Origin of the sequence: Duganella sp. BJB476 (assembly GCF_003416895.1) — a bacterium.
Taxonomy (GTDB): Bacteria; Pseudomonadota; Gammaproteobacteria; order Burkholderiales; family Burkholderiaceae_D; genus Rugamonas.
Window position 1 is genome coordinate 198797 of sequence record NZ_QVIO01000007.1, and the last position, 25325, is coordinate 224121.

Genomic DNA, 25325 nt, shown 5'->3' on the forward strand with positions numbered 1-25325 from the left:
ACGATGCAGTCACTTTGGATGTTGTTTGCCAGTTTCATGTTCGCCGCGATGGGGGTGTGCGTGAAGCTGGCCTCGGAGCAGTTCTCCACATCCGAAATCGTGATGTACCGTGGCGTGGTCGGCGTGACCGTGCTGTTCACCATCATCAAACTTCAAGGCGGCAAATTCACCACCACCATGCCGGGCGCCCACTTGTGGCGCGGCTTGGTCGGCGTGGTGTCGCTGTGGCTGTGGTTCTACGCCATCGCCAAGCTGCCGCTGGCCACCGCCATGACCCTCAACTACATGGCGCCGATCTGGATCGCCGTGTGGCTGTTCGCAATGGGCTGGTGGCACGCCAAGAACCAGGTCAAGTGGCCGCTGCTGGCGGCGGTCGGCATGAGCTTTGTCGGCGTCACGCTGCTGTTGCAGCCGGCCTTCCAGGCCAATCAACTGACGCCGGCGCTGATCGCGCTCAGCTCCAGCGTGCTGTCGGCCATGGCCTATATGCAGGTGCGCAAGCTGGGGCTGGCCGGCGAGCCCGAGAACCGCGTGGTGTTCTACTTCTCGATCATGAACCTGCTGGCCGGCATCGCCGGCAATTTCGTGTTTGCCGGCGACCAGGGTGCGGTGTGGCATCCGATCACCAGCGTGCACGGCGGCTTGCTGTTGCTGGGCATCGGTATCTGCGCCACCAGCGCGCAGATCGCCATGACGCGCGCCTATCGCCTGGGCCAGACGCTGGTGGTGGCCAATCTGCAATACACCGGCATCGTGTTTTCCAGCGTGTGGGGCGTGTTCGTGTTCGGCGACGTGTTCAGCTGGCACAGCTGGGCGGGCATAGGCGTGATACTGGTGTCCGGTGTGGCCACAACGTTTTACAATACGCGTAACACCGAGCACGGTAAGGCGATAGCCATTACCGATCCGATAGCCAGCGAAGTCTAAGAGGCCGTTTCAACATGCCCACAGCTTCGTTACAGCTCCTCGCCGTGCAGGCGCACTGCCTTCGTCGCTGCGCCTCGCTGCGGGCATGTTGAAACAACCTCTAAGGAACCCCGGAATATGCACACCACTCTGATCGGCGCCGCCGAACTGTCCCAGCACCTGACCGACGACAATTGGGTGATACTCGATTGCCGCCACGACCTGATGAATCCCAACGCGGGCCGCGACGGCTTTGCCATCGGCCATATCCAGAACGCGCAGTTTGCCAATATCGATACCGACCTGTCGGGCGCCAAGCAGGGTGCGGACGGCAAGTTCCGCGGCCGCCATCCGCTGCCGGAGCGCGCGGCGCTGATCGAGACCTTGCGTGGCTGGGGCATCAACGACGACACGCAGGTCGTGGCGTACGATGCGCACGGCGGCATGTTCGCGGCGCGTCTGTGGTGGTTGCTGCGCTGGGTGGGCCATCCGGCGGTGGCGGTACTGGACGGCGGCCTGGCCGCATGGCAGTCGCAAGGCTTGCCGATGGTGACACCGGAAGCGCCGCGCGCGCGTGGCACGATCCACGAGCAACCATCGCTGGCGCCGACGGTGTCGGTGGAGGACGTGGTGGCCAATCTGGCCACGCAGGCGCGCACCGTGGTCGATGCACGCGCGGCCGACCGTTATCGCGGCGAAAACGAGACCATCGATCCGGTGGGCGGCCATATTCCTGCCGCGAAGAACCGCTTCTTCAAGGACAACCTGAACGCCGACGGCCGCTTCAAGGACGCCGCGCAATTGAAGGAAGAATTCGCGCCGCTGTTCGCCAGCGCGCCGCAGGCAATCATGCAATGCGGATCGGGCGTGACGGCCTGCCACAACCTGCTGGCACTGGAAGTGGCCGGCCTGACCGGAGCCGCGCTCTACCCCGGCTCCTGGAGCGAATGGTGCGCCGACCCGGCCCGGCCGGTGGCGACTGGCAACTAAGGCTTGCGTGTTTGTCGCACCCAACGAGTGATGGTAATTCCCCTCCGGCCAACCCTATACTCAATAGTATGGCCGGTTCGGGGAATCGGAAACCGTCGCAGGTTTTTCTGCTTTGTTGGAGTGCCTATTCCAGGTTGTTCCGCAATCAGATCAAGCGCTTTTTGCAGTCGTTGAAGCATTAGGTTCCCGGCACTCATATCCTGTGCATAGACATGCGCCATGGTCTGATCGAGCGACTCTTGCGCTTGAGCAGACCAGCTTACAACGAGTCTAGCCGGCTTTCCGTTTGCGCTGGACATTCGATTCCAGTATTCGCCGCGCCTGCGCCATGACTTCTTCGTTTGGAATCGTTCGGCCCGCCTCTATGTCAGCTTGGGCTGCGAGATCGGCTTGAATGCTCTCTTCCGTATCGTCGAAGCCGTATAGCCAGACATCGGGCCACAGATGTTCTGCAGTCACTTGAGCCAAGGCAGCCAAGCGCTCCAGGCGAGCGCGATCGGCGGCGGAGAGAGCCGCTAACGCTTCAGTCTGCTTTTTTTGTCTGGAGTTCATCCCACCATGATACTCCCGGCGCCGCCTGGTGCAAGCGTGCCGGATTGAGCGGTCAGAAGCCTCAGTGACCGTGGGTCAGGAACAGCACGATGACCACGCCGAGCGCGATCAGTAGTACTTGCGGGATGGTTTCGCGCACTGTGGCGCGGCGCTGCATCTGTGGCATCAGGTCGCTGACGGCGATGTAGATGAAACCCGACGACGCGAACACCAGCACATACGGAATCATGCTGCTGGCGCGTTCCAGCGTGTAATAGCCGAGCAGGCCGCCGGCGATCGCCAGCAGGCTGCACAGCAAATTGTAGACATAGGCCCGCGTGCGCGAGAAGCCGGCGTTGAGCAGTACGATGAAGTCGCCGATCTCCTGCGGAATCTCGTGCGCGATGATGGCCAGCCCGGTCACCAGCCCCAGCTCCGGATTGGCTAGGAAGGCCGCCGCGATCAGGATGCCGTCGGTGAAGTTGTGCATGCCGTCGCCGACCAGGATCATCCAGCCGGCCTTGCCCGCCTCGCGCTTGTCGTGGCCGTGATGGTGGTGGTGGCCGTCGCCCTCGTGGTGGTGCGAATGGCGCAGGATGGCCGTCTTCTCCAGCAGGAAGAAGGCCAGCAACCCGCCCAGCAGGGTCGCGAACAGGCTGCGCGCGCTGGCGCCCGATTCGAATGCTTCCGGCAAGGCGTGCAGCAAGGAGGTCGACAGCATGATGCCCACCGACAGGCTGACCATGCGCTCCACCACCTTCGACAGCAGCGTAAACGAGAACACCGCGGCAGCCGAGATGCTGACGACGCCGGCAACCGTGGTGGCCAGTAGGATGGAGATGAGTACGGGATCGATGTTATAGCCTCTTGTAGCAGGGACCGCGCCGCTGCGCGCAGGCCGGGGGCGTCATTTTACCGCCCGGCCCGGTTTTATGCTCATCTTTGGCTAAAAACCCGGCAAAACAGGGCTTAAATCACGCCGTTTTGCTTGAACCACGCCTGTAAACGGGCCCAGCCATCCTTGGCGTCGGCCTCGACGTAGCTGGCGCGGTAGTCGGCGTGGAAGGCGTGGCCGGAGTTCGGATAGACGACGAAGCTCGCCTTGTTCGGCCCCTTGGCCAGCGCCGCCTTCATTGCCGCGATCGATTCCTGGGTGATGCCGGTGTCCTTCAGGCCGTACAGGCCCAGCACCGGCACCGTCAGAGATCCAGCGATATCAACTGGGTGCCTGGGAGTCACCGGAGTGCTGTCGCCCATCAGGCGGCCGTACCAGGCCACGCCGGCCTTGATGCTCGGATTGTGCGCGGCGTACATCCAGGTGATGCGGCCGCCCCAGCAGAAGCCGGTGATGCCGATCTTGTCGCCGTTGCCGCCGTTGGCCTTGGCCCACGCGACGGTGGCGTCGAGGTCGGCCATCACTTGCGCGTCCGGCGTCTTGGAGATGATGTCGCGTTGCAGTTCGGCGATCGAGGCGGCCTTTTGCGGATCGCCCTGGCGCACGAACAGGTCCGGCGCCAGCGCCAGGTAGCCCAGCTTGGCGAAACGGCGGGCGACGTCGGCGATGTGCTCGTGCACGCCGAAGATTTCCGATACCACCAGTATCACCGGCAGATTGGTCTTGCCTTCGGGCTGGGCGCGGTACACGGGCACCTGTACGCCGTCCACCGTGAGGGTGATGGTGCCGGCGGTCAGGCCGGCGGTGTCGGTCTTGATGACGTTCTGCGCCACCACCGGCAGCGCGGCGGCGGCAAAGCCGGTGCCCAGCGCCACCTTCAGGAAGTCGCGGCGGTCGACGCCGTCCGACAGACTGGTTTTAGTCAGCAAACTCTCTGCATCCTGCCTCAAATCATCCATGCGATTCCTCCGTAAATTAGTGTGCGGAAGCTCAGTTCGCCGAGGCTCAGTGAGCCTCGTCCCAATTTTTCCCAACGCCGACTTCGGCGGTCAGCGGAACCTTCAGCTCCGCCACGCCGGCCATCAGCTTCGGCAGCATTTCCTTGACCAGCGCCAGTTCGGCATCCGGCACTTCCAGCACCAGTTCATCATGCACCTGCATGATCATCTTGGTCTGCAGCTTATCCTTTTCCAGCCAATCCTGCACCGCCACCATGGCCAGCTTGATCAGGTCGGCCGCCGTGCCCTGCATCGGCGCGTTGATCGCCGCGCGTTCGGCGCCCTGGCGGCGCGGGCCGTTCGGCGAATTGATCTCCGGCAGCCACAGGCGGCGGCCAAACACCGTCTCCACGTAGCCGCGCGCCTTGGCCTGCAAGCGGGTGTCGTCCATGTACTGCTTGACGCCCGAGAAGCGCGCGAAGTAGCGGTCGATATAGCTTTGCGCCGCGCCACGCTCGATGCCCAGGTTGCCGGCCAGGCCGAAGGCGCTCATGCCGTAGATCAGGCCGAAGTTGATGACCTTGGCGTAGCGGCGCTGCTCGCTGCTGACTTCGTCCGGCGGCACGCCGAAGATTTCGGCGGCTGTGGCGCGGTGAATGTCCACGCCCTCGGCAAACGCGCGCAGCATGTTCTCATCTTCCGAGATGTGGGCCATGATGCGCAGCTCGATCTGCGAATAGTCGGCCGAGACGATGTGGCTGCCCGGCGGCGCGATGAAGGCTTCGCGAATGCGGCGGCCTTCCTTGGTGCGGATCGGGATGTTCTGCAAATTCGGATCGTTGGAGGCCAGCCGGCCCGTCACCGCCACCGCCTGCGCGTAGTTGGTGTGCACGCGGCCGGTTTCCTGGTTGATCCCTTTCGGCAGCTTGTCGGTATAGGTCGACTTCAGCTTCGACAGGCTGCGGTATTCCAGCAGCACTTTCGGCAGCGGATAATCCTCGGCCAGTTTTTGCAGCACTTCCTCGTCGGTCGACGGCGCGCCGCTCGGGGTCTTCTTCACCACCGGCAGCTTCAGCTTCTCGAAGAAGATCTCGCCGATCTGCTTCGGCGAGCCGAGGTTGAACGGCTGCTCGGCCAGCTCATGCGCCTTCGCTTCCAGCTCGACGATGCGCGCGCCCAGCTCGGCCGACTGGATGTTGAGCAGCTCGGCGTCGATGTGCACGCCGTTGCGTTCGATCTTCTGCAGCACCACGGCGGTCGGCAGTTCGATGTTGCGGTAGATGAAGCTCAGCTTGGCGTCGTTCTCCACCTCGCCGATCATCGCCAGGTGCAGGCGCAGCGTGATGTCGGCGTCTTCCGCTGCGTATTCGGTGGCGCGGGCGATCTCCACCTTGTCGAAGGTGATCATGCTGGCGCCTTTGCCGCACACGTCCACGAACGGAATCGTCGTGTGGTTCAGGTGGCGCAGCGCCAGGCTGTCCATGTCGTGCGTGCGGTGCGATTCGAACACATACGATTCGAGCAGCGTGTCGTGCTGGATGCCTTGCAGCTTGACGCCATGGTTGGCGAAGATGTGGCTGTCGTACTTCAGGTTCTGGCCGACTTTCAGCTTGCTGGCGTCTTCCAGCCAAGGCTTCAGTTTGGCCAGCACGTGCTCGCGCGACAGCTGCTCCGGCACGCCCTGGTAGCTGTGCGCCACCGGGATGTAGCAGGCCACGCCCGGCTCCACCGACAGCGAAATGCCGACCATCTGCGCCGTCATAGGCTCCAGCGACGTGGTTTCGGTATCGACGGCGGTCAGCTTGGCGGCGTCGATCAGCGCGATCCACTTGTCCAGCTGCTCGTCGGTGAGCACGGTTTCGTAGTTGGTGTTGAGCTTGGGCGCTTCGCCGAACATGTCCATGTTGACGGAGACGGCGCCCCCGGCCGCCGGTGCAGCGGTGGTGGCAGCAGCTGCTGCGGCAGCCTTGCCTGCCGCGCCGACCGGCGCCGACGGCGTGCTTCCGCCCAGCTCGCGCAGCAGCGTCTTGAAGCCGTACTTGCTGAAGAAGGCCAGCAGCGTTTCCTGGTCTTCGCCGCGCGCCACCAGCGACTCGGCGATGGTCGCCATGTGGGCCGACAGGTCGCAGTCCAGCTTGACGGTGATCAGTTCGCGGCCCTTGGGTAGCCACTCCAGCGCGCTGCGCAGGTTCTCGCCCACCGCGCCGCCGACCTGGGCGGCGTTGGCCATCACGCCGTCCAGCGAGTCGTAGGCGGCCAGCCACTTGAGCGCGGTCTTCGGGCCGCACTTGGACACGCCCGGCACATTGTCGACGGTGTCGCCGATCAGGGTCAGGTAATCGATGATGCGGTTCGGCGGCACGCCGAACTTGGCCAGCACGCCGGCCTCGTCCATTTTTTCGTTGGTCATGGTGTTGATCAGCATGACCTGCGGATTGACCAGCTGCGCCAGGTCCTTGTCGCCGGTGGACACCACCACGTTCATGCCGGCCTGCGCCGCCTGCACCGACAGCGTGCCGATGACGTCGTCCGCCTCCACGCCCTCGACCATCAGGATGGGCCAGCCCATGGCCTTGACCGCCTCGTGGATGGGCTCGATCTGCAGGCGCAGGTCGTCCGGCATCGAGGCCCGCGTGGCCTTGTATTCGGGATACATGTCGTCGCGGAAAGTCTTGCCCTTGGCGTCGAACACGCAGGCGATGTAGGCGGCCGGGTAGTCGGCGCGCAAACGACGCAACATATTGACCATGCCGTGCATGGCCCCGGTCGGATGGCCGTCCGGGCTGCGCAGGTCGGGCAGCGCGTGGAAGGCGCGATAGAGGTAACTGGAACCGTCAACTAACAGCAGGGTATTTTGCATAGAAACTAGATATGGGTGAGGGGGCCGCGCAACAATGGCGGCTAGACCACGAACGAATGGCGCATTATCGCAGGTTTTGGCGGCGCTTCCGCCACCCGCCACAGTCTTTTCAAAACAACAACATAACCGCCGGCGCCATGGGGAAATCGGCTTTTAAAAACAGCGAAGCGTGTCTGTTTGTTACAATGGATCATACATAAAATTTTGACGGTTTCTCACAGCCGTTTTTCACCCTAAGGCGATCCATCATGAAGCGCACCTCCATTCTTGTGCCTGCCCTCCTCCTGACGCTCAGCGCCCACACGGCGTTTGCCCAGTCGACTCCGAGCCAGGCGCCGCCAAAATTGGAAAAGATCGAGGAAGTGGCCGAAGATCCGATCACCGTGACCGCCAAGCCGACGCCGGAACACAAGATCACCGAAAAGCGCGACAACAGCGGTCAAGTGGTGGAAGCGACCGTCAAAAGCGGCCCCAGCACCTACACGCTGAAGCCGAACCGCCCGGCCGGCACCGCCTTACCCGGCGATGCGATGGGGGGCGCCAACCGCGGCCCGCAATGGACGGTGATGGAATTCGACATCGGCAAGAAAAAGAAAAAAACCACGGAAGAAGACGGCTCGACGGACACCGCCGCGCCACCTGCCGTGAAATAACGCGCGCGCCCGCCCTGCGCGGGCGTCCCCCGGCGCCCGTCCCGACGGCGGCGCCGCTCACCGAACCTCATCAAGTTTTCTCATGGCAGTGTTTACCCCGGTCAGCCTGGACGACCTTACCCAGTGGATCAAGCAATTCCCCCTTGGCCAGCCCTTGGCGCTCAAAGGCATCGCCAGCGGCATCGAAAACAGCAACTTTTTCCTGACGACGGAAGCGGGCGACTACGTCCTGACCATCTTCGAGGTGCTGTCCTTCGAGCAGCTGCCGTTTTACCTCAAACTGATGCACCACCTGGCCGATCGCGGCGTGCTGGTGCCGGCGCCGGTCGCCAATGACCAGGGCGAGCTGATGGCCGCCCTGCACGGCAAGCCGGCGGCCATCGTCACCAAGCTCGAAGGCAAGTCGCAGATGGATCCGCAGCCGGTGCATTGCGCCGCCGTCGGCGCCATGCTGGCGCGTATGCACCTGGCCGCCGTCGACTATCCGCTCGAGCAGCCCAATCTGCGCGGCCTGGACTGGTGGAACGAGACCACGCCGCAAGTGCTGCCCTTCCTCGACGAGAGCTGCGCCCACCTGCTGCGCGCCGAGATGCATTTCCAGGACGCGTTTGCCGGCTGCGACACCTACCGCGCGCTGCAACACGGCCCGGTGCACGCCGACCTGTTCCGCAACAACGTGATGTTTGACGGCGAACGCCTGACCGGCTTCTTCGACTTCTACTTCGCCGGCTGCGACACCTGGCTGTTCGATGTCGCCGTCACCGTCAACGACTGGTGCATCGATCTGGACACCGGCGTGCTGGACCAAGCCCGCGTGCGCGCCATGCTGGACGCCTACCACGCGGTGCGGCCGTTCACCGACGCCGAGCAGACCGCCTGGCAGCCGATGCTGCGCGCGGCGGCGCTGCGTTTCTGGCTGTCGCGCCTGTACGACTTCCACCTGCCGCGCGCGGCGGAGATGCTGACGCCGCACGACCCGACCCACTTCGAACGCATCCTGCGCGAACGCATCGCCACGCCGGCGCCGGGATTGCGCGGATGAACAAGCTCCCCGCCAAGGCCGGTTGGCACTGGGTCAAGCAGGCCATGCAGCTGTTCCGCAAACAGCCGGGCGCGCTGATGGCGCTGTTCTTCTGCTGCATGTTCCTGTCGCTGTTCTCGCTGGTGGTGCCCTTCCTCGGCTCGGTGGCGCCGACCCTGCTGGCGCCGATGTTCAGCATCGCCATGCTGCAAGCCTGCGCCGACGTCGACCACGACAAGCGCGCCTTGCCGAACCTGGTGTTCAGCGGCTTCCGCAAGCCGGTGCGCAACCCCTTGCTGGGCCTGGGCCTGCTGCACCTGCTGGTGATGCTGCTCGCGCTGGCGGTGCTGAGCTGGCTGGACGACGGCGTGCTGATCCAGATGGCCTCGCGCCAGATCCCGGTGGACCAGGACTTGCTGGAAAATTCCCGCAGCGCCCTGTTCATCTCGTCCGGCATCTACATGCTGGGCTGGATGCTGACCTGCCTGGCGGCGCCGCTGATCTACTGGCAGAAGATGACGCTGGCCAAGGCGCTGTTCTTCAGCGTGGTGGCGGTATGCCGCGACATCAAGGCCTTCCTGGCGGCGGCCGTGGTGCTGTTCCTGATGTTCCAGGTCGGCAGCATGATCCCGATGCTGGTGTTCGACTCGGCGCAGCTGAAGGTGACGGCCATCTTCACCCTGTTCCTGATCATGGTCGTGCTGATGCACTGCACCCTGTACGCCTGCTACCGCCAGATTTTCGGCACGCCGGAGGCCAGCGCGCCGCCGGTCGCACCACCCGCTCCTTAATCCTTTTTTCGCCCTATGACCACACCCCGCACGCTGGCTGCCGCCATCGAATCGAACGACAATAGTTTCAACCTGGTGCGACTGGTGGCCGCCTTGCTGGTGGTGCTGTACCACGCCGGCGTGCACCGCATTGTGGCGCCGGGGCCGGACCCGTTGAGCGCGCTGCTGCCGCCGACCGCCGACATCGGCGCGCTGGCGGTCGACGTCTTCTTCGTCCTGAGCGGCCTGTTCATCACACAAAGCTGGATGCGCGACCCCGACCTGCCGCGCTTCATCGCGCGCCGCGTCACGCGCCTGGTGCCGGGCCTGTTCGTCTGCCTGGCGCTGACCACCATCGTCGCCGTGATCTTCTTCTCGGCCGAAGGGATCGCCGGCCTGGCCGATCCGGCGCCGTGGCGCTACATCTTCAACGGCGCCATGCTGCACTGGCTGGTCTACATCATCCCGCCGGCCGAACTGGCGCTGCCCAAGGTGCTGGGCGGCGCGCCGCTGAACGGCTCGCTGTGGACGGTGTACTGGGAAGGCCGCATGTATGTGATGGTGGCGCTGATCGGCTTCGCGGCGATCCTGCCGATGCGGCGCTGGATGATGGCGATGTCGCTGATCCTGGCGGTGGCGGCGTTTCAATTCCCGACCGTGCTGGCCGGCTATGTGTGGGAAGCGCGGCTGTGGACGCTGTTCCTGAGCGGCATGCTGCTGCAAACGCTGGCCGCCCATGTGCGCTTCGGCCCGCGCCAATTCATCGTCGCCTGTGTGCTGCTGGCCTTGAATTCGACGCGCTGGCTGGACCTGGAACACCAGGCCCTGACCGTGTTCGGCGTCAACCTGGTCTGCATCACGCTGGCGCTGTGGGTAGGCAGTTCGCAGATGCTGCGCTGGCGCCATTTGCAGCGCCACGATTACTCCTACGCCATCTATATCTATCACTGGCCGGTGATGATCATGCTGAAAAACGTGCTGCCGCCGTCAGGCATCTGGACCATGCTGGCGGCCACGCTGGCGATCGTGCTGCCGTTGTCGGTGTTCAGCTGGCACTTCGTGGAAGCGCCAGCGCTGGCCTATGTGCGCGCCGCGCTGAAGCGGCGGCGCGCGATCGCCGCCGCTGCGGCGTAAGTCTGCGGCCTAGCGGCCCAGGCGGTCCAGCTTGGCGATGCTCAGGTCGAGCACCTTCATGCCGTGACTGCCGAAGTTGATCTGCGCGCGGGCGTTGTTGCCGCTGCCCTCGATGTTGACGATCACTCCCTCGCCGAACTTGCCGTGCGCGACAGACTCGCCGATGCGCCAGCCGCTGCCCGGCGATTTCTGCGCGATCTTCTGCGCGATGGCGTTGTCCGAACCGACCAGCGGCGCCTGGTCCCAGGCCGATTTCTTGTTGCCCGACCAGTGGGACTGCACCTTGGGCGACAGCCACTTCAATGATTCCTCCGGCAGCTCGTCGAAGAAGCGCGACTTCATGTTGTAGCGGGTCTGGCCGTGCAGCATGCGGGTCTGCGCAAAGCACATGTACAGGCGCTGGCGCGCGCGCGTGATCGCCACGTACATCAGGCGGCGTTCCTCTTCCACGCCGTCGTGCTCGCGCGAGCTGCTCTCGTGCGGGAACAGGCCCTCTTCCAATCCGGTGATGAAGACGTTGTTGAATTCCAGCCCCTTGGCCGAGTGCACCGTCATCATCTGCACTGCTTGCTGGCCGGCGGTGGCCTGGTTGTCGCCCGCCTCCAGCGACGCGTGCGACAGGAAGGCCGACAGCGGCGACATCACGGTCGGCAGCGCGGCATCGGCGTCGAGGATCTCGAAGCCGTCTTCGTTGACGATGGACACGCCCGCCTGGGCCTGGGCCTGCGGACCCAGGTGCGCCGGCGCGCCCTGGCCGAAGCCTTCTTCGGACACGAACTGGGTGGCCGCGCTGACCATCTGCTCCAGGTTCTCGATGCGGTCGGCGCCTTCTTTTTCGGTCTGGTAGTGGGCCAGCAGGCCGCTGGCCTCCAGCACCACGCGCACCAGTTCCGGCAAGGCCATCTGCTGCGTTTCAAAGCGCGCGCCCTCGATCAGCTTGACGAAGCCGCCCAGCGACGAACCGGCCTTGCCGGCCACGTAAGGCACGGCCGCGTACAGCGAAATGCGGTGCTGGTCGGCGGCCGCCTGCAAGGCTTCGATCGAACGCAGGCCGATGCCGCGCGTCGGGAAGTTCACCACGCGCAGGAAGGCCGAGTCGTTGTGCGGATTGTCCATCAGCTGCAGATAAGCGATCGCGTGCTTGACCTCGGCGCGCTGGAAGTAGCGCAGGCCGCCGTACACGTGGTACGGGATGCCGGCCGAGAACAACGCATGCTCGATCACGCGCGACTGCGCGTTGGAGCGGTATAGCACGGCGATCTCGCTGCGGGCGGCGCCGTCGGCGATCAGGTTCTTGGTTTCCTCGATGATCCACTGCGCCTCGGCCAGGTCGGAGCTGGCTTCGTACACGCGCACCGGCTCGCCATGGCCGGCGTCGGTGCGCAGGTTCTTGCCCAGGCGCTTGCTGTTGTTGGCGATCAGCACGTTGGCGGCGTCCAGGATGTGGCCGTGGGAGCGGTAGTTCTGCTCCAGCTTGATCAGGTTCTGCACCTTGAACTCGCGTTCGAAGGCGCTCATGTTGCCGACGTTGGCGCCGCGGAAGGCGTAGATGCTCTGGTCGTCGTCGCCGACGGCGAACAGGGCGCTGCCGCCGTCGCGTTCGCCGTGGCCGGCCAGCAGCTTGAGCCACTTGTATTGCAGGTCATTGGTGTCCTGGAACTCGTCGACCAGGATGTGCTTGAAGCGCTGCTGGTAGTGCTCGCGCAGCGGCTGGTTGCGGCTGAGCAGCTCGTAGGTGCGCAGCAGCAGCTCGGCGAAATCGACCACGCCTTCGCGCTGGCACTGGTCGTCGTACAGCTGGTAGAGCTCGCACTTCTTGCGCTCGTCGGCGTTGTAGGGCTCGATCTTGTTGGCGCGCAGGCCCTGGTCCTTGGCGCCGTTGATGAAGTACATCACCTCTTTCGGCGGAAACTTCTCATCGTCGACGTTGTTGGCCTTGATCAGGCGCTTGATGGCCGACAGCTGGTCCTGGGTATCGAGGATCTGGAAGGTCTGCGGCAGCGCGGCGTCGCGGTGATGGGTGCGCAGCAGGCGGTTGCACAGGCCGTGGAAGGTGCCGATCCACATGCCGCGCGTATTGATCGGCAACATCGCCGACAAACGCGTCATCATTTCCTTGGCGGCCTTGTTGGTGAAGGTCACCGCTAGCAGGCCGGACGGCGACACCTGGCCGGTTTGAATCAGCCAGGCGATGCGGGTCGTCAGTACGCGGGTTTTGCCGGAGCCGGCGCCCGCGAGGATCAGGGCGCTTTGTGCCGGCAGGGTCACGGCGGCGAGTTGTTCGTCGTTGAGATTATGAAGAAGATTGTGCATCCCGTGATTATACCGGGGCGGGGGTCAAGTCTGACATTCGGACACGAGCTCTGCCGTAATGCAAGTTACGGCAGAGCTCGTGTCCGAATGTCAGACTTGACCCCCGCCCCAGATTTATGCGGACGGTGCAGGAACGGCTTTGCCGGCCTTGATGGCGTCCTTGATCAGCTCCTTCATGGTGCGCTCGGCTTCGCGGCTGGCCTTGGCTTGCTCGCGGCCCAGCTCGCCCATGGCCTGGCCCAGCTCGGCCATCGGCTTGCCGGCTTCCGACATCTGCTTGCTCAGCGCCTTCATTGGCTCCTGCATGGCCTGGATTTTCTCCAGCTGCGGCGCCATTTCGCGCTGGGATTGGGCGATCTGGCTCTGCAACGGCGCCATTTCCGCCTGCAACGCAGCCTGGCGCTCGTGGAAGCGGCGCATCTTTTCCGGGGTCGGATCGTCGCCCATTTCGCGCGCGGCCTGCTCGATGCGGCGGCCCAGCGCTTCCTGCTGGCGGGTGACCCGTTCAATCAAACGCTGCTGACGATCCATGTCCAGCTGGGCCCGGCCTTCGGTATCCCGGCCCAGTTTTTCCATTTGCCGGCCCAGCGCGTCCATGACTTTGCCTTGCGCATCCATTTTCTTGCCCTGCTCATCCATCTTCACACCGATGCGGTTGACGGCGGCCCACGCTTCGTCAGCCTTGGCGATGGCGGCCGGGTCCTGGATCAGATAGGCTTTGTCACCGTCGCGGAACCAGATGAAGTCGCCCTTGACGGCGCGGCGCGCATTCTCGATTTTGGACAGGTCCTGATGCCCAGCCGAGACGGTGATGTTCTCCTTGTTGGCGTGTACCAGTGCATAGCCGGCACGCTGGCCGTCGCGGCCTGGGAAGGTGTAGCGGTCATAGTGGTAGCTTTGTACTCCGGCCGGAGGCGCAGGCGGTGCGGGCGGCGCTGCGGGCATAGCCGGGACTGCCGGAGCTGCCGGCAACGCTGGCAGGGCTGGCAGCGCGGGAGCAGCCGCCAATACGCGCGGAGGCTTGGCTGGCTTAGCCGGCTTGGCCGGCGCGGGTAGCACGGTCAACTCGGCGACCGGCGCGGCTGGTGCGGCCGGTGCTGCTGGTGCTGGTTCTGATGCTGCTGGTGGTGCTGCTGGTGCTGCTGGTGCTGCTGGTGCGGCCGGCGCTGCCGGTGCAGGTTCTAATGCTGCTGGTGCTGCTGGTGCTGCTGGCGCAGCCGGTGCCGGCGGCGGCACCGGCTCGACCTGCGCCATCGGTGCGGCGGCTTCAACGGCCGGCGGCTGCGGCGCGGCTTGGGCGTAGAACACCGCGCCGGCGGCAAACAAACCCATCAGGGGCAAGGCCATTTTCCAGCTGACCGGTTCGACATCGGGACGCAGCAGGCGTTTAATACGAGACATGAGATTTCCTCCGTGAGCCGCGTGGGCTAGTTGTGTGGTGTCGAACTGAAACCGATCCAGTTCCGACAGGGCCTTTGCCAGCCTCTGGGGCTGGCCAAGCATGTCCACCGCGAGGTCGTCGGCGATTTGTTCCCGCTCGATCCGTATCCTGCGTGACAGGGCCCAAACACTAGGGTGATAGAACAGCACGATCTCTATCGCGCTTTGAATCAGGTTGACCAGGTAGTCGTGCCGCTTGATGTGCGCCAGCTCGTGCGCCAGCAAGGCTTCCAGCAGATCGGGCGGCATGCCGCTGACCAGCGCGGTCGGCACCAGCACGATGGGGCGCCAGCAGCCGGCCGTGATCGGGCTGTCCAGCAGATCGGCCACGCCCAGCCGTACATGGCGTTCGATGTCGAAGCGCCGCGCCAGTTCGGACAGGCGCCGCTGCCAGTAATGATTGACGGTGTATTCGCCGGCGCGGGTGCGCTCGGCAACCCATTTCAGGCCCAGCGCCAGGCGCAGCGACATCAGTGCCGCACCGGCCAGCCACAGGCCGACCACCCACGGCAACTGGCGCCGCAGCACCGCTTCAAAGGAGGAGAAGGCGCCGTCGCCCAGCAGGCCGGGCGCGGCGGCAGCGGCGGCCTGGCCGGCGGCGTCCGCCATGCCGGCGCCCTGCCCGGCCAGCACGCGCAGCAGCGCGGCGGAGCCGGCGCCGCGGTCGGCATCGGCCAACTGGGCGAGGATGCCGGCCAGCGGCAGCGCCACGCACAACAGCATGCCGGCGCAGGCCACGGCGTAACGGGTCTGCGGACGGGCCCCGCGCAGCGCATGCATCGCCAGCGCGACAGCCCAGCCGATCAGCAGGCCCTGCCAGATAAAGTGCAGCAGCGCCCAGCCGATGGCGGGCACCAGGGCGGCCAGGACGCTGCTCATGAGCGTCCTGCCTGCCGTGAAATCTTATGATTGCGTATAGCTTCCATTCCGCACTCCCCAGTTGATGGATGTAGAATAAATTATCTAGATGACGATGTCTAGAACTTTTTTTCTACATTCATCCAACCGGGTTTAGTGGGCGCGTTTGGCGCTGATGGTGACGACTGGCATCTTGACGCCGTCCACCACGACCACCTTGATCGAACCGGCGTCGATGGCCGGGGTGGCGCGCACCTGGGCGCTGGCGTAGCCGGTGGCGCACAGGATGACTGCGCTGGCGACGAAGATGATTTCCATGTTTTTCAGTACGTTCATGATGTTTCTCCTTCAGTGGTGGGCCTTACTTCCATGACTCCACTGTAGACAAACATGCCGCCGAACGCCTGCGGATTGCGACGGAATGCACGTTGACCGGAGCCAGCTGCATTCCGCCGCGACAGGCGTCAATAAATGACGACGGAACGGATCGATTCGCCGCTCTTCATCAAATCGAAGCCTTCGTTGATGCGCTCCAGCGGCAGGCGATGGGTGATCAGGTCGTCGATATTGAGCTTGCCTTCCATGTACCAGTCGACGATCTTCGGCACGTCGGTGCGGCCGCGCGCGCCGCCGAAAGCGGAACCCTTCCACACCCGGCCGGTCACCAGCTGGAACGGACGGGTGGAGATCTCCTGCCCGGCCGCCGCCACGCCGATGATGATGGACTGGCCCCAACCCTTGTGGCAGCACTCCAGCGACTGGCGCATGGTGGTGGTGTTGCCGATGCACTCGAACGAGTAATCGGCGCCGCCGTCGGTCAGCTGGATGATGGCGTCGACCACGTTCTCCACTTCCTTCGGATTGATGAAGTGGGTCATGCCGAACTTGCGCGCCATGTCCTGGCGGGCCGGGTTGATGTCGACGCCGATGATCTTGTCGGCGCCCACCATCTTGGCCGCCTGGATCACGTTCAGGCCGATGCCGCCCAGGCCGAACACCACCACGTTGGCGCCCGCCTCGACCTTGGCCGTGAACAGCACCGCGCCGACGCCGGTGGTGACGCCGCAACCGATGTAGCAAACCTTGTCGAACGGCGCATCTTCGCGGATCTTGGCCAACGCGATCTCCGGCACCACGATGTAGTTGGAGAAGGTCGACGTGCCCATGTAGTGGTAGATCGGCTTGCCGTCGATGGAAAAGCGGCTGGTGGCGTCCGGCATCAGGCCGCGGCCCTGGGTCGAGCGGATCGACTGGCACAGGTTGGTCTTCTGCGACAGGCAGAATTTGCACTGGCGGCATTCCGGCGTGTACAGCGGAATGACGTGGTCGTCTTTCTTGAGCGATTTGACGCCGGGACCGACGTCGACCACCACGCCCGCGCCTTCATGGCCGAGGATGGCCGGGAAGATGCCTTCCGGATCGGCGCCGGACAGCGTGTAATAGTCGGTGTGGCAGATGCCGGTGGCCTTGATCTCGACCAGCACCTCGCCTTCGCGCGGGCCGCCCAATTCCACTTCCTCGATCGTCAGCGGTTTGCCCGCCTGCCATGCAATAGCTGCTTTGGTTTTCATTGTTCGTCCTGTGGCTGCGTTGTTCGGGGCACCGGAACGGGGGGGCCGTTCCGGTGGTCCGCCATGATAGCAAGCCGGGGACGATCTGTGGCGCGTGCGACTACTGCGGTTCGACCGGCATCGCCGAACCGATGCCCAGCAGGTCGGACACGGTGCGCCACAGCTGGCGCGGCGAAGTCCACGGCTTGGGCAGGAAGGCGCTGCCGGCCGTGTGCCGCTCGGGATGGCGCGCCGAGTACACCAGCACGCGGGCGTCGCCCTGCTGCTGGTAAAGCAGCGGCAGCAGGCTGGCGCCATCGCCGTCGGGCAGGTCGGGATCCATCACCACCAGCGCGAACTGCTGGTGTTGCAGCATCTCGCGCGCATCGGCCAGGGTGGACGCATGGGTGACCCGGGTTTCCGGCACCAGCAGCGTCGACAGCACCAGCGCCGCATCGAAGTCCTTGTCGATATGCAGCACACGGGGCGCTTCCGCGAAAATCGAAAACCCGATCGCGGCGCCGCCGTCCTGCTCGCTGAAAGGCCGATAGCTGTCCTGGGAATAAACGTTCGTCATAAGTGTCTCCGCACACAAAACTGATAGAAATGCGACGCCGGCAGCACGGGGCTGGCAAGGCAACGCAAGAGTCGGCGGAGTTGGGCCGAAGGAATATTGACGGTCGCAGGGAACAGGCGACCGGAGAGGCGGCAGGTGCAGGTTGGAGGCCCCGCCGCACTACGAAGCGGGCAGGTCAACCCTGCCGCTCATGGACACAGTCTACATGATAAGTACTGTAAAGCAAGAAAATACCGCAAAAAAACCGCCGGCGTTTACTTTTTCAGACGCTGGTTGAAGGCCACATGCAGGCTGTTCAAGGTTTCCTCGGCGGCCAGCAGCTGGTCGGCCACCTCGTTGACCTTGCGGCGGTTGGAGCGGGCGTGGTCGCGCAGCACTTCGAAGGCGGTGTTGCGGTCGGTCTGGAACTTGCACATCAGCAGGCCGACGGCCAGGCTGGTCTCGCGGCCGGCGGCCAGCGCGGCGTTCAGATTGAGTTCGGTGCGGCGCAGCTGGCGGATTTCGTCGGCGCGCGCCAGGCCGGCGGCAAAGGCCGGCATCAGGTGTTTTTCGTCGACCGGCTTGACCAGGAAGCCGACCGCGCCGTACGAGGCGGCCTGCTTGCCGGCGTCGGCGTCGCCGCGGCCGGACAGGAACATGAAGGGCACCGAGCTGGTGGCGTGCAATTGCTTGGCCAGCTCCAGCCCGTTCATGCCGGGCATGTGGATGTCGAGCAGGGCCAGGTCCGGTTCGCGCTGGGCGATCTGCTCCAGCGCCTGTTCGGCCGACGAGGCCTTGAGGATGTCGTAGCCGGCGTGACCGAGCACCTCGCCCAGGAAATCGAGCAGCAGTTGGTCATCGTCGACGATCAGAATCAGACGCTTCGGGCTGGAAGGGACATTCATGTGGCGGCAACCTTAGGCTTAAGCTAACGCACCAATTATAAGGCGGAAAACCGCCTATTCTCCAAGCGTTTTATCTGCCCGTTTTTTCATCAGCATAAAGCCGCAGGAAGGCCGCCACGGCGGCGCCGACGTCGTCGGCCTGGTAGACGCTGCTGATGGCCGCCACCATCGACGCCCCGCGCGCCGCCAGCGGCGCGGCGTTGTCCGGCGTCATGCCGCCGATCACCACGCTCGGCACGCGGATCACCTCGCGCGCCTGGTCGAGGATCTCCATCTTGGTAGTCACTGCGTATTTCTTCACGCGCGACGGGTAGAAACCGCCGAACGCCACGTAGCTGGCGCCGGCCGCCTGCGCCGCCAGCGCGCGCGGCAGGTCGCCATAGCAGGAGGCGCCGATGATCTGGTCCGGCCCCAGCCGGGCGCGCACCTGCGCCACGTCGGCATCGGTGCCGCCGAGGTGGACGCCGTCGGCGCCGAGCTCCTCGCACAGCTCGACATAATCGTTGACGATGAAGGGCACGCCGTAGCGCCGGCACAACGCCAGCAAGGCGCCGGCTTGCTCCAGCCGCTGTTCCGGGCCGGCTTCCTTGTGGCGGTATTGCAGCATCGCCACGCCCGGCTGCGCGCCCTGGGCGGCGGCCAGCGCCTGCTCGCTCAGGTCCAGCATCCGGCTGGTGTCGTCCCAGTTGGGGGTTACCAAATAAAGTCCTTGCATGATGTGCTCTCAGCTCTCAGATCAAAGGTAGGCGCTGCGGAATGCGCTGGCCGGCGGCCACCGTGTAGGCGCCGCGCAGCGCGCGATAGCAATACTGTTGCGCCAGTTCCAGCGCGCGTTCGATCGACATGCCCAGCGCCAGCTGGCCGGCGATGGCCGAGGCCAATGTGCAGCCGCTGCCGTGGAATTCACCGGCCAGGCGCGGCCAGCTCCAGTCGCGCGCGTCTTCCGGCGGCTCGCTGTCGGACAGGCGCGGCGCCGGCGTGGCGCCGGGGCCGAACCAGCGGTTGACCACTTCATCACCCTCGCCATGGCCGCCGGTGATCAGCACATGGCGGCAGCCGCGCGCGCGCAAGGCCTGCGCCTGCGCGGCTGGATCGGCGACGCCGGTCAGCGCCAGCGCTTCCGGGCCGTTGGGGGTGATCACCGTCACCAACGGCAGCAGCGGCGCCAGCGCCTGCACCGCGTCGTCGCGCGACAGCAGGTCGCCATGGCCGCTGGTCAGCACCGGGTCCAGCACCACCGGCAGCTCCGGCTGGCGGGCGCGCAGGCGGGCGATGATTTCGGCGATCGCCAGCGCGTTGGCGGCGCTGCCGGGAATGCCGATCTTCACCGCGCACACCGTCACCTTGTCGACCAGCGCCTGCGCCTGGCGCAGCACCATGGCGCCGTCGACCGGCTGCACGCCGTAGACGCGGTCGTTGTCCTGCACCGTCAGCGCGGTGGCCACGGTAAGCGCATGCGCGCCCTGCCCGGCCACCGCCTGCAGGTCGGCGGCGATGCCGGCGCCGCCGGACGGATCGAGTCCGGCGAACACCAGCACGCACGGGCGCGCCACCAGTTGTGCCATCAGCTGCGCCGTCATTTGCGAGGACAGGCGCTCGCTCATGCCAGCCGGCCCGCCATCGGCGAGGACGGCGAGGCGGCGAACTTGCGGGCGATGCGGCCGGCCAGGTAAGCCTCGCGGCCGGCCTGCACGCCCAGCTTCATGGCGCGCGCCATGCGCACCGGATCGCGCGCGCCGGCGATGGCGGTGTTCATCAGCACGCCGTCGCAGCCCAGCTCCATGGCGATGGCGGCGTCCGACGCCGTGCCGACGCCGGCGTCGACCAGCACCGGCACCTTGGCCTGCTCGATGATCAACGACAGGTTCCACGGGTTGAGGATGCCCATGCCGGAGCCGATCAGCGAGGCCAGCGGCATCACCGCGACGCAGCCGATTTCCTCCAGGATCTTGGCCTGGATAGGATCGTCGCTGCAATAGACCATGACGTCGAAGCCGTCCTTGACCAGCGCCTCGGCGGCGACCAGGGTTTCCGGCATGTGCGGGAACAGCGTCTTCTCGTCGCCCAGCACTTCCAGCTTGACCAGCTTGTGGCCGTTCAGCAGTTCGCGCGCCATCTGCAGCGTGTAGACCGCATCCTTGGCGGTGTAGCAGCCGGCCGTGTTGGGCAGGATGGTGTACTGCGACGGCGGCAGCACGTCCAGCAGGCTGGGCGCCTTCGGGTCCTGGCCGATATTGACGCGGCGGATGGCCACGGTGATGATTTCCGCTTCGGCGGCGTCGGTCGCCTCGCGGGTCTGTTGCAAGTCCTTGTACTTGCCGCTGCCGACCAGCAGCCGCGATTTGTAGCTCTTGCCTGCGATGGTCAGCAGGTCTTGGGTTGATGCGTTCATGTCCGTCTCCTCACTCGGGGGTCAAGTCTGACATTCGGACACGAGCCCTGCCGTAGCACGCGCTACGCTAGAGTTCGTGTCCGAATGTCAGACTTGACCCCACCAAAAAAAATCAGCCGCCGCCGATGGCGCGCACGATGTCGACCTTGTCCTGCGGCTGCAGCTCGCGCTGCGGCCACTGCTGGCGCGGCACCACCGCGCGGTTGACCGCCAGCGCCAGCGCCTGCCCGGTCAACGACAAAGCGTCGATCAGTTCATTCAGCGTCTGGCGCGGCGGCACCTGGTGCGGGGCGCCGTTCAATTCGATGTCGATCATGCCGGCCTCACAGCTTGCGATACAGTTCGGCGCCGTTCTTGATGAACTCCACCGCCTTGACCTGCATGCCCTGCTCCAGCGCCGCGCCGTCGGACACGCCGTTGGCCTTGGCGAACTCGCGCACTTCCTGGGTGATCTTCATCGAGCAGAAATGCGGACCGCACATCGAGCAGAAGTGCGCCACCTTGGCCGAATCCTTGGGCAGGGTCTCGTCGTGGAATTCGCGCGCCTTGTCCGGGTCGAGGCCGATGTTGAACTGGTCGTCCCAGCGGAACTCGAAGCGCGCCTTGGACAGCGCGTTGTCGCGGATCTGCGCGCCCGGATGGCCCTTGGCCAGGTCGGCCGCGTGGGCGGCGATCTTGTAGGTGATGATGCCGTCCTTGACGTCGTTCTTGTCGGGCAGGCCCAGGTGTTCCTTCGGCGTGACGTAGCACAGCATGGCGGTGCCGTACCAGCCGATCTGCGCGGCGCCGATGCCGGAGGTGATGTGGTCGTAGCCTGGCGCGATGTCGGTGGTCAACGGGCCCAGCGTGTAGAACGGCGCTTCGTGGCACTGCTCCAGTTGCAGGTCCATGTTCTCCTTGATCAGCTGCATCGGCACGTGGCCGGGGCCTTCGATCATCACCTGCACGTCGTGCTTCCAGGCGATCTGGGTCAGTTCGCCCAGGGTCTTCAGTTCGCCCAGTTGCGCTTCGTCGTTGGCGTCGTAGATCGAGCCGGGACGCAGGCCGTCGCCCAGCGAGAACGAGACGTCGTAGGCCTTCATGATCTGGCAGATCTCTTCGAAGTGCGTGTACAGGAACGATTCCTTGTGGTGCGCCAGGCACCACTTGGCCATGATCGAGCCGCCGCGCGAGACGATGCCGGTCAGGCGCTTGGCCGTCATCGGCACGTAGCGCAGCAGCACGCCGGCGTGGATGGTGAAGTAGTCGACGCCCTGCTCCGCCTGCTCGATCAAGGTGTCGCGGAAGATTTCCCAGGTCAGGTCCTCGGCCTTGCCGTTGACCTTTTCCAGCGCCTGGTAGATCGGCACGGTGCCGATGGGGACCGGGCTGTTGCGGATGATCCATTCGCGCGTTTCGTGGATGTGCTTGCCGGTCGACAGGTCCATGACGTTGTCGCCGCCCCAGCGGATGGCCCAGGTCATCTTTTCGACTTCCTCGCCGATCGACGAGGTGACGGCGGAGTTGCCGATGTTGGCGTTGATCTTGACCAGGAAATTGCGGCCGATGATCATCGGTTCGATTTCCGGGTGATTGATGTTGGCCGGGATGATGGCGCGGCCGCGGGCGATTTCCTCGCGCACGAATTCCGGCGTGATGGTGGCCGGGATGCTGGCGCCGAACGACTGGCCCGGATGCTGGCGGCCCATCAGGTCGGCCAGGCGCTGGCCCATCGGGCCGGAGTTCTTCAGGTTGCCCAGGTATTCCTGGCGGCGCAGGTTTTCGCGGATGGCGACGAATTCCATCTCGGGCGTGATGATGCCCTGGCGCGCGTAGTGCATCTGCGTGACGTTTTTGCCAGCCTGCGCGCGGCGCGGCTTGCGGTGCAGGTTGAAGCGCAGCTCGGCCAGCGCAGGGTCGGCCAGGCGGGCCTGGCCGTATTCGGAGGTCGGGCCGTCCAGTTCTTCGGTGTCGTTGCGCTCCAGGATCCACGGCAGGCGCGGGGTCGCGGCCAGGCCGGAGCGGATGTCGATCACCGCGTCCGGGTCGGTGTACGGGCCGGAGGTGTCGTAGACGTAGATAGCCGGATTGGCTTCGAAGCCGAACGAGGCCGGCGTGTCGGACTGGGTGATTTCGCGCATCGGCACGCGGATGTCGGGACGGCTGCCTTCGACGTAGACTTTACGGGAATTCGGTAAGGGCTTGATGGCTGCCTCGTCCACCGTGGCGGTGGCGGAGAGGAATTTGGCGTTGGCGTTCATGTGGCTCCTTCGTTAGCTACAGGAGCCAGCAAAGGAGATTGGACGGTGCCTCTCCACAGGGTGTGGCGGCGGTGTCCTAAGCTTCCCTTCGCTGGCATTATCCAGATCAGGTTCGGAGGGTATTTCTCACCCGCGCATCGCAATGCGCAGGACCCCTAGCGTGTGCCACCTTGCGGTAGCGGGACGATTATACGCCGCGCCGCGCCGCGCGGACAATGCCTGCGCAAAAAAATACCGCAATACCTGGTATGGCGCGGAAGACGAACCAAAAACCGCCGCTGCCGTACTTTCCCTGCTAGCGGAAGGGCAAGCCCAGCAGCCTGGCCCACTGGCGATCGCCGGGATAGTGCTGGCGGTCGTCGACGCCCAGCCGTTGCGGCGGCGCGGCCGGCAGGCGGTAGGTGCCGAACAGCTGGTCCCAGATCGAGATGGTGGCGCCGTAGTTCCCGGCCTCGTCCCGGCTTGCGCTGTGGTGGAAACGGTGCAACTCGGTGCCGACCAGCAGCCGGTTGAACCATCCCGCCCTGGCGTCGACGTTGAAGTGCGACACCAGCCCCTGGAAGCCGTTGAACACCGAGGCCGCGAACACGGCCGCCGGCGAGAAGCCGAACAGGATGGCCGGCAGCATCAGCAGCACGCGGACGTAGGCGCTGTTGATGGGGTGTCCCACCACGTGCATGAACACATAGACTTCGCCGGGCAGGTGGTGGACCGCGTGGGTCTTCCACAGCCAGCGGGCCAGCGCGCCCCGCCCTTCGTGGCTGTAGCGGTGCAGCCAGTACCAGAGGAAGTCCGACAGCAGCACGGCACACACCGCTTCGACTGGCCACGGCAGCGTGCTCCGATGCAGCGGCAGCCCGGCATGACGGCCGGCCAGCCAGGTCACGACGTAGGTGGTCGCGGCGATGGTGGCGCCGTTGACGACCAGCATGGGCAGGTCGCGCATGAAAAACGAGGCCCTGGTCATATTCCATTCGCGGCGCATCGGCGCGATGCGTTCGAGCAGCACCATGGTCGCGATCATGCCCAGCAGGTAAGCCGGATAAGCCTTGCCGAGCGGCCCGAGCCGGCCGCCAACCGAAGCGTGGATGAAGGCCAGCGTGGCGGCCAGGGCGAGCGGGTAAAACAGGTAGCGCCACCAGCGCGCGGGAACGTGGGAATCGGACATGGATTAAACTCCTGAAGTGGACAGGTGTCCATGATCGTTCCCGCCCGTCGTCCGCGACAGCGCGCAGGCAGGGGCGATGTCCGTTAGCAGACATCCACCCGTTTTATGTCCAGGAACGCCATGACCGACAGCAGACCAGAACCGGACCGCCGCGTCCTCAAAACCAAGGCGGCGCTGCGCGACGCGATGCTGGACTTGATGGCGCCGCGCGGCTGGGACGAGATGACCATCCAGGAAATTTGCGACCGCGCCAACGTGGGGCGTTCGACCTTCTACATGCACTACCAGAGCAAGGACGATCTCTTGTCGGAAGGGATGAACGACCTGCGCGACATGATTGCGGCGCAGACGGCGGATGTGGAGCAGGCGGGCTGCCACTTCCTGCCCGGCCTGCTGGAGCACATGGCGCAGCAGCGCGACGTGTTCCGCGCCGCCATCGGGCGCCGTGGCGGACACGGCGTGGCGCGCCGCTTCAGGACCATGGTATGCCAGTTGGTGGAAATCGAACTGCAAAGGCGGAGGCATCCGGCGGCGGCGCATCCGTGGGTGGCCCGCTTCGTGGCCGGCGGCATCGTCGAGGCGATGGCATGGTGGGTGGACGCGCCGGAAGCACCGTCGATCGCCGCCATGCAGCGCGAGCTCGATGCGCTGGCTGAGGCATCTCTGCGCGGTAGCAAAACAGCCACCCCATAAATCGGCTCTGATGACGAGAGATGATCTCCCATCGAGAGCCATAAAATGAATACTGCGGAAAAGTTGTTTGCAGCCATGCGCGCAAACCCACACAACTGGCACTTGCGCGATCTTCAAACGGTCGCAAAACGGCGTAATATGGCTTGGCATATGAGCGGAAGCCATTGTGTATTCAAACGATGGGATGGCGAGATACTGTCGATACCGGTTCATCGCACAGTCAAAGCATTTTATTTGCGGCAGTTTATTTTGTTTGCGGAGGGAATGTGAGCATGGACAACCTTGACGACTACCCTTATAAGATTCGTCCTCTGACCGAGGATGAGGGTGGCGGTTTCCTGATCAGTTATACCGACTTCTGGGGATGTTTTTCTGATGGTGAAACCGTCGAGGAAGCCATCGTCAATGGCCGCGATGCGTTGATCGCGACCATTGAAGCCTTGCGGGCTGAAAACTTGCCGGTACCCGCGCCCAATAGCAGGAAAGGCGCGGACCGCCTTACGGGCTGAGCT

The 25325-nt window shown here is 64.8% G+C and carries 26 protein-coding genes and 1 riboswitch; of the genes, 9 read left to right on the forward strand and 17 right to left on the reverse strand.

The features are described from left to right. Positions 1 to 3 precede the first annotated feature (3 nt). Both D0T21_RS24965 and D0T21_RS24970 read left to right on the forward strand, forming a co-directional pair. Positions 4 to 927 (forward strand): DMT family transporter, encoded by a 924-nt coding sequence (locus D0T21_RS24965; RefSeq protein WP_116992357.1) that lies wholly within the window; start codon positions 4 to 6, stop codon positions 925 to 927. Positions 928 to 1044: 117 nt separating this feature from the next. After that, complete coding sequence (locus tag D0T21_RS24970; protein WP_116992356.1) at positions 1045 to 1896, forward strand: sulfurtransferase; 852 nt, start codon at positions 1045 to 1047, stop codon at positions 1894 to 1896. Here D0T21_RS24970 and D0T21_RS32890 read toward each other — a convergent pair. The 5 genes from D0T21_RS32890 to polA all read right to left on the reverse strand — a co-directional run bounded on the left by D0T21_RS32890 (position 1893) and on the right by polA (position 7120). Next, a complete protein-coding gene (locus D0T21_RS32890) occupies positions 1893 to 2195 on the reverse strand; it encodes a type II toxin-antitoxin system RelE/ParE family toxin (protein ID WP_116992355.1) in 303 nt (100 codons plus the stop codon). The genes D0T21_RS24970 and D0T21_RS32890 overlap by 4 nt on opposite strands. Continuing rightward, on the reverse strand, positions 2167 to 2448 hold the full coding sequence (locus D0T21_RS24980) for a hypothetical protein (RefSeq protein WP_116992354.1): 282 nt from the start codon (positions 2446 to 2448) through the stop codon (positions 2167 to 2169). The genes D0T21_RS32890 and D0T21_RS24980 overlap by 29 nt, the downstream gene beginning before the upstream one ends. Positions 2449 to 2509: 61 nt before the next feature. Next, positions 2510 to 3211, reverse strand: coding sequence for a ZIP family metal transporter (locus tag D0T21_RS24985; RefSeq protein WP_116992353.1), 702 nt, complete (start codon positions 3209 to 3211; stop codon positions 2510 to 2512). Between the two features lie 185 nt (positions 3212 to 3396). Beyond that, positions 3397 to 4281: a dienelactone hydrolase family protein gene (locus D0T21_RS24990; RefSeq protein ID WP_116992352.1), complete on the reverse strand. Its 885-nt coding sequence runs from the start codon at positions 4279 to 4281 to the stop codon at positions 3397 to 3399. A 46-nt stretch (positions 4282 to 4327) separates the two neighbouring features. Next, positions 4328 to 7120, reverse strand: a complete 2793-nt coding sequence (gene polA, locus D0T21_RS24995; protein ID WP_116992351.1) for a DNA polymerase I — start codon at positions 7118 to 7120, stop codon at positions 4328 to 4330. 248 nt (positions 7121 to 7368) lie between these two features. Between polA and D0T21_RS25000 the strand changes: the two genes are divergently transcribed. The 4 genes from D0T21_RS25000 (at position 7369) to D0T21_RS25015 (ending at position 10698) form a co-directional block, all read left to right on the forward strand. Continuing rightward, positions 7369 to 7773: a hypothetical protein gene (locus D0T21_RS25000; protein WP_116992350.1), complete on the forward strand. Its 405-nt coding sequence runs from the start codon at positions 7369 to 7371 to the stop codon at positions 7771 to 7773. An 82-nt stretch (positions 7774 to 7855) separates the two neighbouring features. After that, on the forward strand, positions 7856 to 8815 hold the full coding sequence (locus D0T21_RS25005; RefSeq protein WP_116992349.1) for a homoserine kinase: 960 nt from the start codon (positions 7856 to 7858) through the stop codon (positions 8813 to 8815). After that, on the forward strand, positions 8812 to 9585 hold the full coding sequence (locus D0T21_RS25010) for a BPSS1780 family membrane protein (protein WP_116992348.1): 774 nt from the start codon (positions 8812 to 8814) through the stop codon (positions 9583 to 9585). Before D0T21_RS25005 ends, D0T21_RS25010 begins: the two co-directional genes overlap by 4 nt. Before the next feature lie 15 nt (positions 9586 to 9600). Further along, on the forward strand, positions 9601 to 10698 hold the full coding sequence (locus D0T21_RS25015) for an acyltransferase (protein ID WP_116992347.1): 1098 nt from the start codon (positions 9601 to 9603) through the stop codon (positions 10696 to 10698). A 9-nt stretch (positions 10699 to 10707) separates the two neighbouring features. Here the strand turns inward: D0T21_RS25015 and D0T21_RS25020 are convergent, their stop codons facing one another. From D0T21_RS25020 to D0T21_RS25075, 12 genes are all read right to left on the reverse strand, one after another. Then, the gene (locus tag D0T21_RS25020) at positions 10708 to 13011 is read right to left on the reverse strand and encodes a UvrD-helicase domain-containing protein (protein ID WP_116992346.1); all 2304 of its coding nucleotides are present in this window, start codon (positions 13009 to 13011) and stop codon (positions 10708 to 10710) included. 114 nt (positions 13012 to 13125) lie between these two features. Beyond that, complete coding sequence (locus tag D0T21_RS25025) at positions 13126 to 15330, reverse strand: M56 family metallopeptidase (RefSeq protein WP_116992345.1); 2205 nt, start codon at positions 15328 to 15330, stop codon at positions 13126 to 13128. A 132-nt stretch (positions 15331 to 15462) separates the two neighbouring features. After that, positions 15463 to 15645 carry a hypothetical protein gene (locus D0T21_RS25030; protein WP_116992344.1) on the reverse strand — a complete coding sequence of 61 codons (183 nt, stop codon included), beginning with the start codon at positions 15643 to 15645 and terminating at the stop codon, positions 15463 to 15465. A 128-nt stretch (positions 15646 to 15773) separates the two neighbouring features. Then, positions 15774 to 16880 (reverse strand): S-(hydroxymethyl)glutathione dehydrogenase/class III alcohol dehydrogenase, encoded by a 1107-nt coding sequence (locus D0T21_RS25035; RefSeq protein ID WP_116992343.1) that lies wholly within the window; start codon positions 16878 to 16880, stop codon positions 15774 to 15776. Positions 16881 to 16980: 100 nt separating this feature from the next. Beyond that, a complete protein-coding gene (locus D0T21_RS25040) occupies positions 16981 to 17436 on the reverse strand; it encodes a response regulator (protein WP_116992342.1) in 456 nt (151 codons plus the stop codon). A gap of 254 nt (positions 17437 to 17690) precedes the next feature. Further along, complete coding sequence (locus D0T21_RS25045) at positions 17691 to 18320, reverse strand: ANTAR domain-containing response regulator (RefSeq protein WP_020704940.1); 630 nt, start codon at positions 18318 to 18320, stop codon at positions 17691 to 17693. 70 nt (positions 18321 to 18390) lie between these two features. After that, positions 18391 to 19035 (reverse strand): thiamine phosphate synthase, encoded by a 645-nt coding sequence (thiE, locus tag D0T21_RS25050; RefSeq protein WP_116992341.1) that lies wholly within the window; start codon positions 19033 to 19035, stop codon positions 18391 to 18393. A 16-nt stretch (positions 19036 to 19051) separates the two neighbouring features. Then, positions 19052 to 19924 carry a hydroxymethylpyrimidine/phosphomethylpyrimidine kinase gene (locus tag D0T21_RS25055; protein ID WP_116992340.1) on the reverse strand — a complete coding sequence of 291 codons (873 nt, stop codon included), beginning with the start codon at positions 19922 to 19924 and terminating at the stop codon, positions 19052 to 19054. Then, positions 19921 to 20712: a thiazole synthase gene (locus D0T21_RS25060; protein WP_116992339.1), complete on the reverse strand. Its 792-nt coding sequence runs from the start codon at positions 20710 to 20712 to the stop codon at positions 19921 to 19923. Before D0T21_RS25060 ends, D0T21_RS25055 begins: the two co-directional genes overlap by 4 nt. Positions 20713 to 20824: 112 nt before the next feature. Then, positions 20825 to 21028 carry a sulfur carrier protein ThiS gene (gene thiS / locus D0T21_RS25065; protein ID WP_070271109.1) on the reverse strand — a complete coding sequence of 68 codons (204 nt, stop codon included), beginning with the start codon at positions 21026 to 21028 and terminating at the stop codon, positions 20825 to 20827. A gap of 7 nt (positions 21029 to 21035) precedes the next feature. Continuing rightward, entirely contained in the window at positions 21036 to 22952 is a 1917-nt protein-coding gene (gene thiC / locus D0T21_RS25070) for a phosphomethylpyrimidine synthase ThiC (protein WP_116992338.1), read from the reverse strand. Between the two features lie 66 nt (positions 22953 to 23018). Next, positions 23019 to 23119: riboswitch (TPP riboswitch) on the reverse strand. Between the two features lie 128 nt (positions 23120 to 23247). Beyond that, positions 23248 to 24120, reverse strand: a complete 873-nt coding sequence (locus D0T21_RS25075) for a sterol desaturase family protein (protein WP_116994555.1) — start codon at positions 24118 to 24120, stop codon at positions 23248 to 23250. Between the two features lie 120 nt (positions 24121 to 24240). On the opposite strand from D0T21_RS25075, the gene D0T21_RS25080 reads away from it, so the two are divergent. Genes D0T21_RS25080 through D0T21_RS25090 form a run of 3 tightly spaced genes read left to right on the forward strand, consistent with a single transcriptional unit; the run spans position 24241 to position 25322 of the window. Continuing rightward, the gene (locus tag D0T21_RS25080; protein WP_158568050.1) at positions 24241 to 24813 is read left to right on the forward strand and encodes a TetR/AcrR family transcriptional regulator; all 573 of its coding nucleotides are present in this window, start codon (positions 24241 to 24243) and stop codon (positions 24811 to 24813) included. Between the two features lie 45 nt (positions 24814 to 24858). Then, on the forward strand, positions 24859 to 25083 hold the full coding sequence (locus D0T21_RS25085) for a hypothetical protein (RefSeq protein ID WP_116992335.1): 225 nt from the start codon (positions 24859 to 24861) through the stop codon (positions 25081 to 25083). 2 nt (positions 25084 to 25085) lie between these two features. Further along, positions 25086 to 25322 (forward strand): type II toxin-antitoxin system HicB family antitoxin, encoded by a 237-nt coding sequence (locus D0T21_RS25090; RefSeq protein WP_116992334.1) that lies wholly within the window; start codon positions 25086 to 25088, stop codon positions 25320 to 25322. Positions 25323 to 25325 lie beyond the last annotated feature (3 nt).

What these genes read in the sequence shown, in the direction of transcription:
- D0T21_RS24965 (WP_116992357.1), top strand. Translation starts at nt 4, where the DNA reads ATGCAGTCACTTTGGATGTTGTTTGCCAGTTTCATGTTCGCCGCGATG.
- D0T21_RS24970 (WP_116992356.1), top strand. Translation starts at nt 1,045, where the DNA reads ATGCACACCACTCTGATCGGCGCCGCCGAACTGTCCCAGCACCTGACC.
- D0T21_RS32890 (WP_116992355.1), bottom strand. Translation starts at nt 2,195, where the DNA reads ATGTCCAGCGCAAACGGAAAGCCGGCTAGACTCGTTGTAAGCTGGTCT.
- D0T21_RS24980 (WP_116992354.1), bottom strand. Translation starts at nt 2,448, where the DNA reads ATGAACTCCAGACAAAAAAAGCAGACTGAAGCGTTAGCGGCTCTCTCC.
- D0T21_RS24990 (WP_116992352.1), bottom strand. Translation starts at nt 4,281, where the DNA reads ATGGATGATTTGAGGCAGGATGCAGAGAGTTTGCTGACTAAAACCAGT.
- polA (WP_116992351.1), bottom strand. Translation starts at nt 7,120, where the DNA reads ATGCAAAATACCCTGCTGTTAGTTGACGGTTCCAGTTACCTCTATCGC.
- D0T21_RS25000 (WP_116992350.1), top strand. Translation starts at nt 7,369, where the DNA reads ATGAAGCGCACCTCCATTCTTGTGCCTGCCCTCCTCCTGACGCTCAGC.
- D0T21_RS25005 (WP_116992349.1), top strand. Translation starts at nt 7,856, where the DNA reads ATGGCAGTGTTTACCCCGGTCAGCCTGGACGACCTTACCCAGTGGATC.
- D0T21_RS25010 (WP_116992348.1), top strand. Translation starts at nt 8,812, where the DNA reads ATGAACAAGCTCCCCGCCAAGGCCGGTTGGCACTGGGTCAAGCAGGCC.
- D0T21_RS25015 (WP_116992347.1), top strand. Translation starts at nt 9,601, where the DNA reads ATGACCACACCCCGCACGCTGGCTGCCGCCATCGAATCGAACGACAAT.
- D0T21_RS25020 (WP_116992346.1), bottom strand. Translation starts at nt 13,011, where the DNA reads ATGCACAATCTTCTTCATAATCTCAACGACGAACAACTCGCCGCCGTG.
- D0T21_RS25025 (WP_116992345.1), bottom strand. Translation starts at nt 15,330, where the DNA reads ATGAGCAGCGTCCTGGCCGCCCTGGTGCCCGCCATCGGCTGGGCGCTG.
- D0T21_RS25030 (WP_116992344.1), bottom strand. Translation starts at nt 15,645, where the DNA reads ATGAACGTACTGAAAAACATGGAAATCATCTTCGTCGCCAGCGCAGTC.
- D0T21_RS25035 (WP_116992343.1), bottom strand. Translation starts at nt 16,880, where the DNA reads ATGAAAACCAAAGCAGCTATTGCATGGCAGGCGGGCAAACCGCTGACG.
- D0T21_RS25040 (WP_116992342.1), bottom strand. Translation starts at nt 17,436, where the DNA reads ATGACGAACGTTTATTCCCAGGACAGCTATCGGCCTTTCAGCGAGCAG.
- D0T21_RS25045 (WP_020704940.1), bottom strand. Translation starts at nt 18,320, where the DNA reads ATGAATGTCCCTTCCAGCCCGAAGCGTCTGATTCTGATCGTCGACGAT.
- thiE (WP_116992341.1), bottom strand. Translation starts at nt 19,035, where the DNA reads ATGCAAGGACTTTATTTGGTAACCCCCAACTGGGACGACACCAGCCGG.
- D0T21_RS25055 (WP_116992340.1), bottom strand. Translation starts at nt 19,924, where the DNA reads ATGAGCGAGCGCCTGTCCTCGCAAATGACGGCGCAGCTGATGGCACAA.
- D0T21_RS25060 (WP_116992339.1), bottom strand. Translation starts at nt 20,712, where the DNA reads ATGAACGCATCAACCCAAGACCTGCTGACCATCGCAGGCAAGAGCTAC.
- thiS (WP_070271109.1), bottom strand. Translation starts at nt 21,028, where the DNA reads ATGATCGACATCGAATTGAACGGCGCCCCGCACCAGGTGCCGCCGCGC.
- thiC (WP_116992338.1), bottom strand. Translation starts at nt 22,952, where the DNA reads ATGAACGCCAACGCCAAATTCCTCTCCGCCACCGCCACGGTGGACGAG.
- D0T21_RS25075 (WP_116994555.1), bottom strand. Translation starts at nt 24,120, where the DNA reads ATGTCCGATTCCCACGTTCCCGCGCGCTGGTGGCGCTACCTGTTTTAC.
- D0T21_RS25080 (WP_158568050.1), top strand. Translation starts at nt 24,241, where the DNA reads ATGACCGACAGCAGACCAGAACCGGACCGCCGCGTCCTCAAAACCAAG.
- D0T21_RS25085 (WP_116992335.1), top strand. Translation starts at nt 24,859, where the DNA reads ATGAATACTGCGGAAAAGTTGTTTGCAGCCATGCGCGCAAACCCACAC.
- D0T21_RS25090 (WP_116992334.1), top strand. Translation starts at nt 25,086, where the DNA reads ATGGACAACCTTGACGACTACCCTTATAAGATTCGTCCTCTGACCGAG.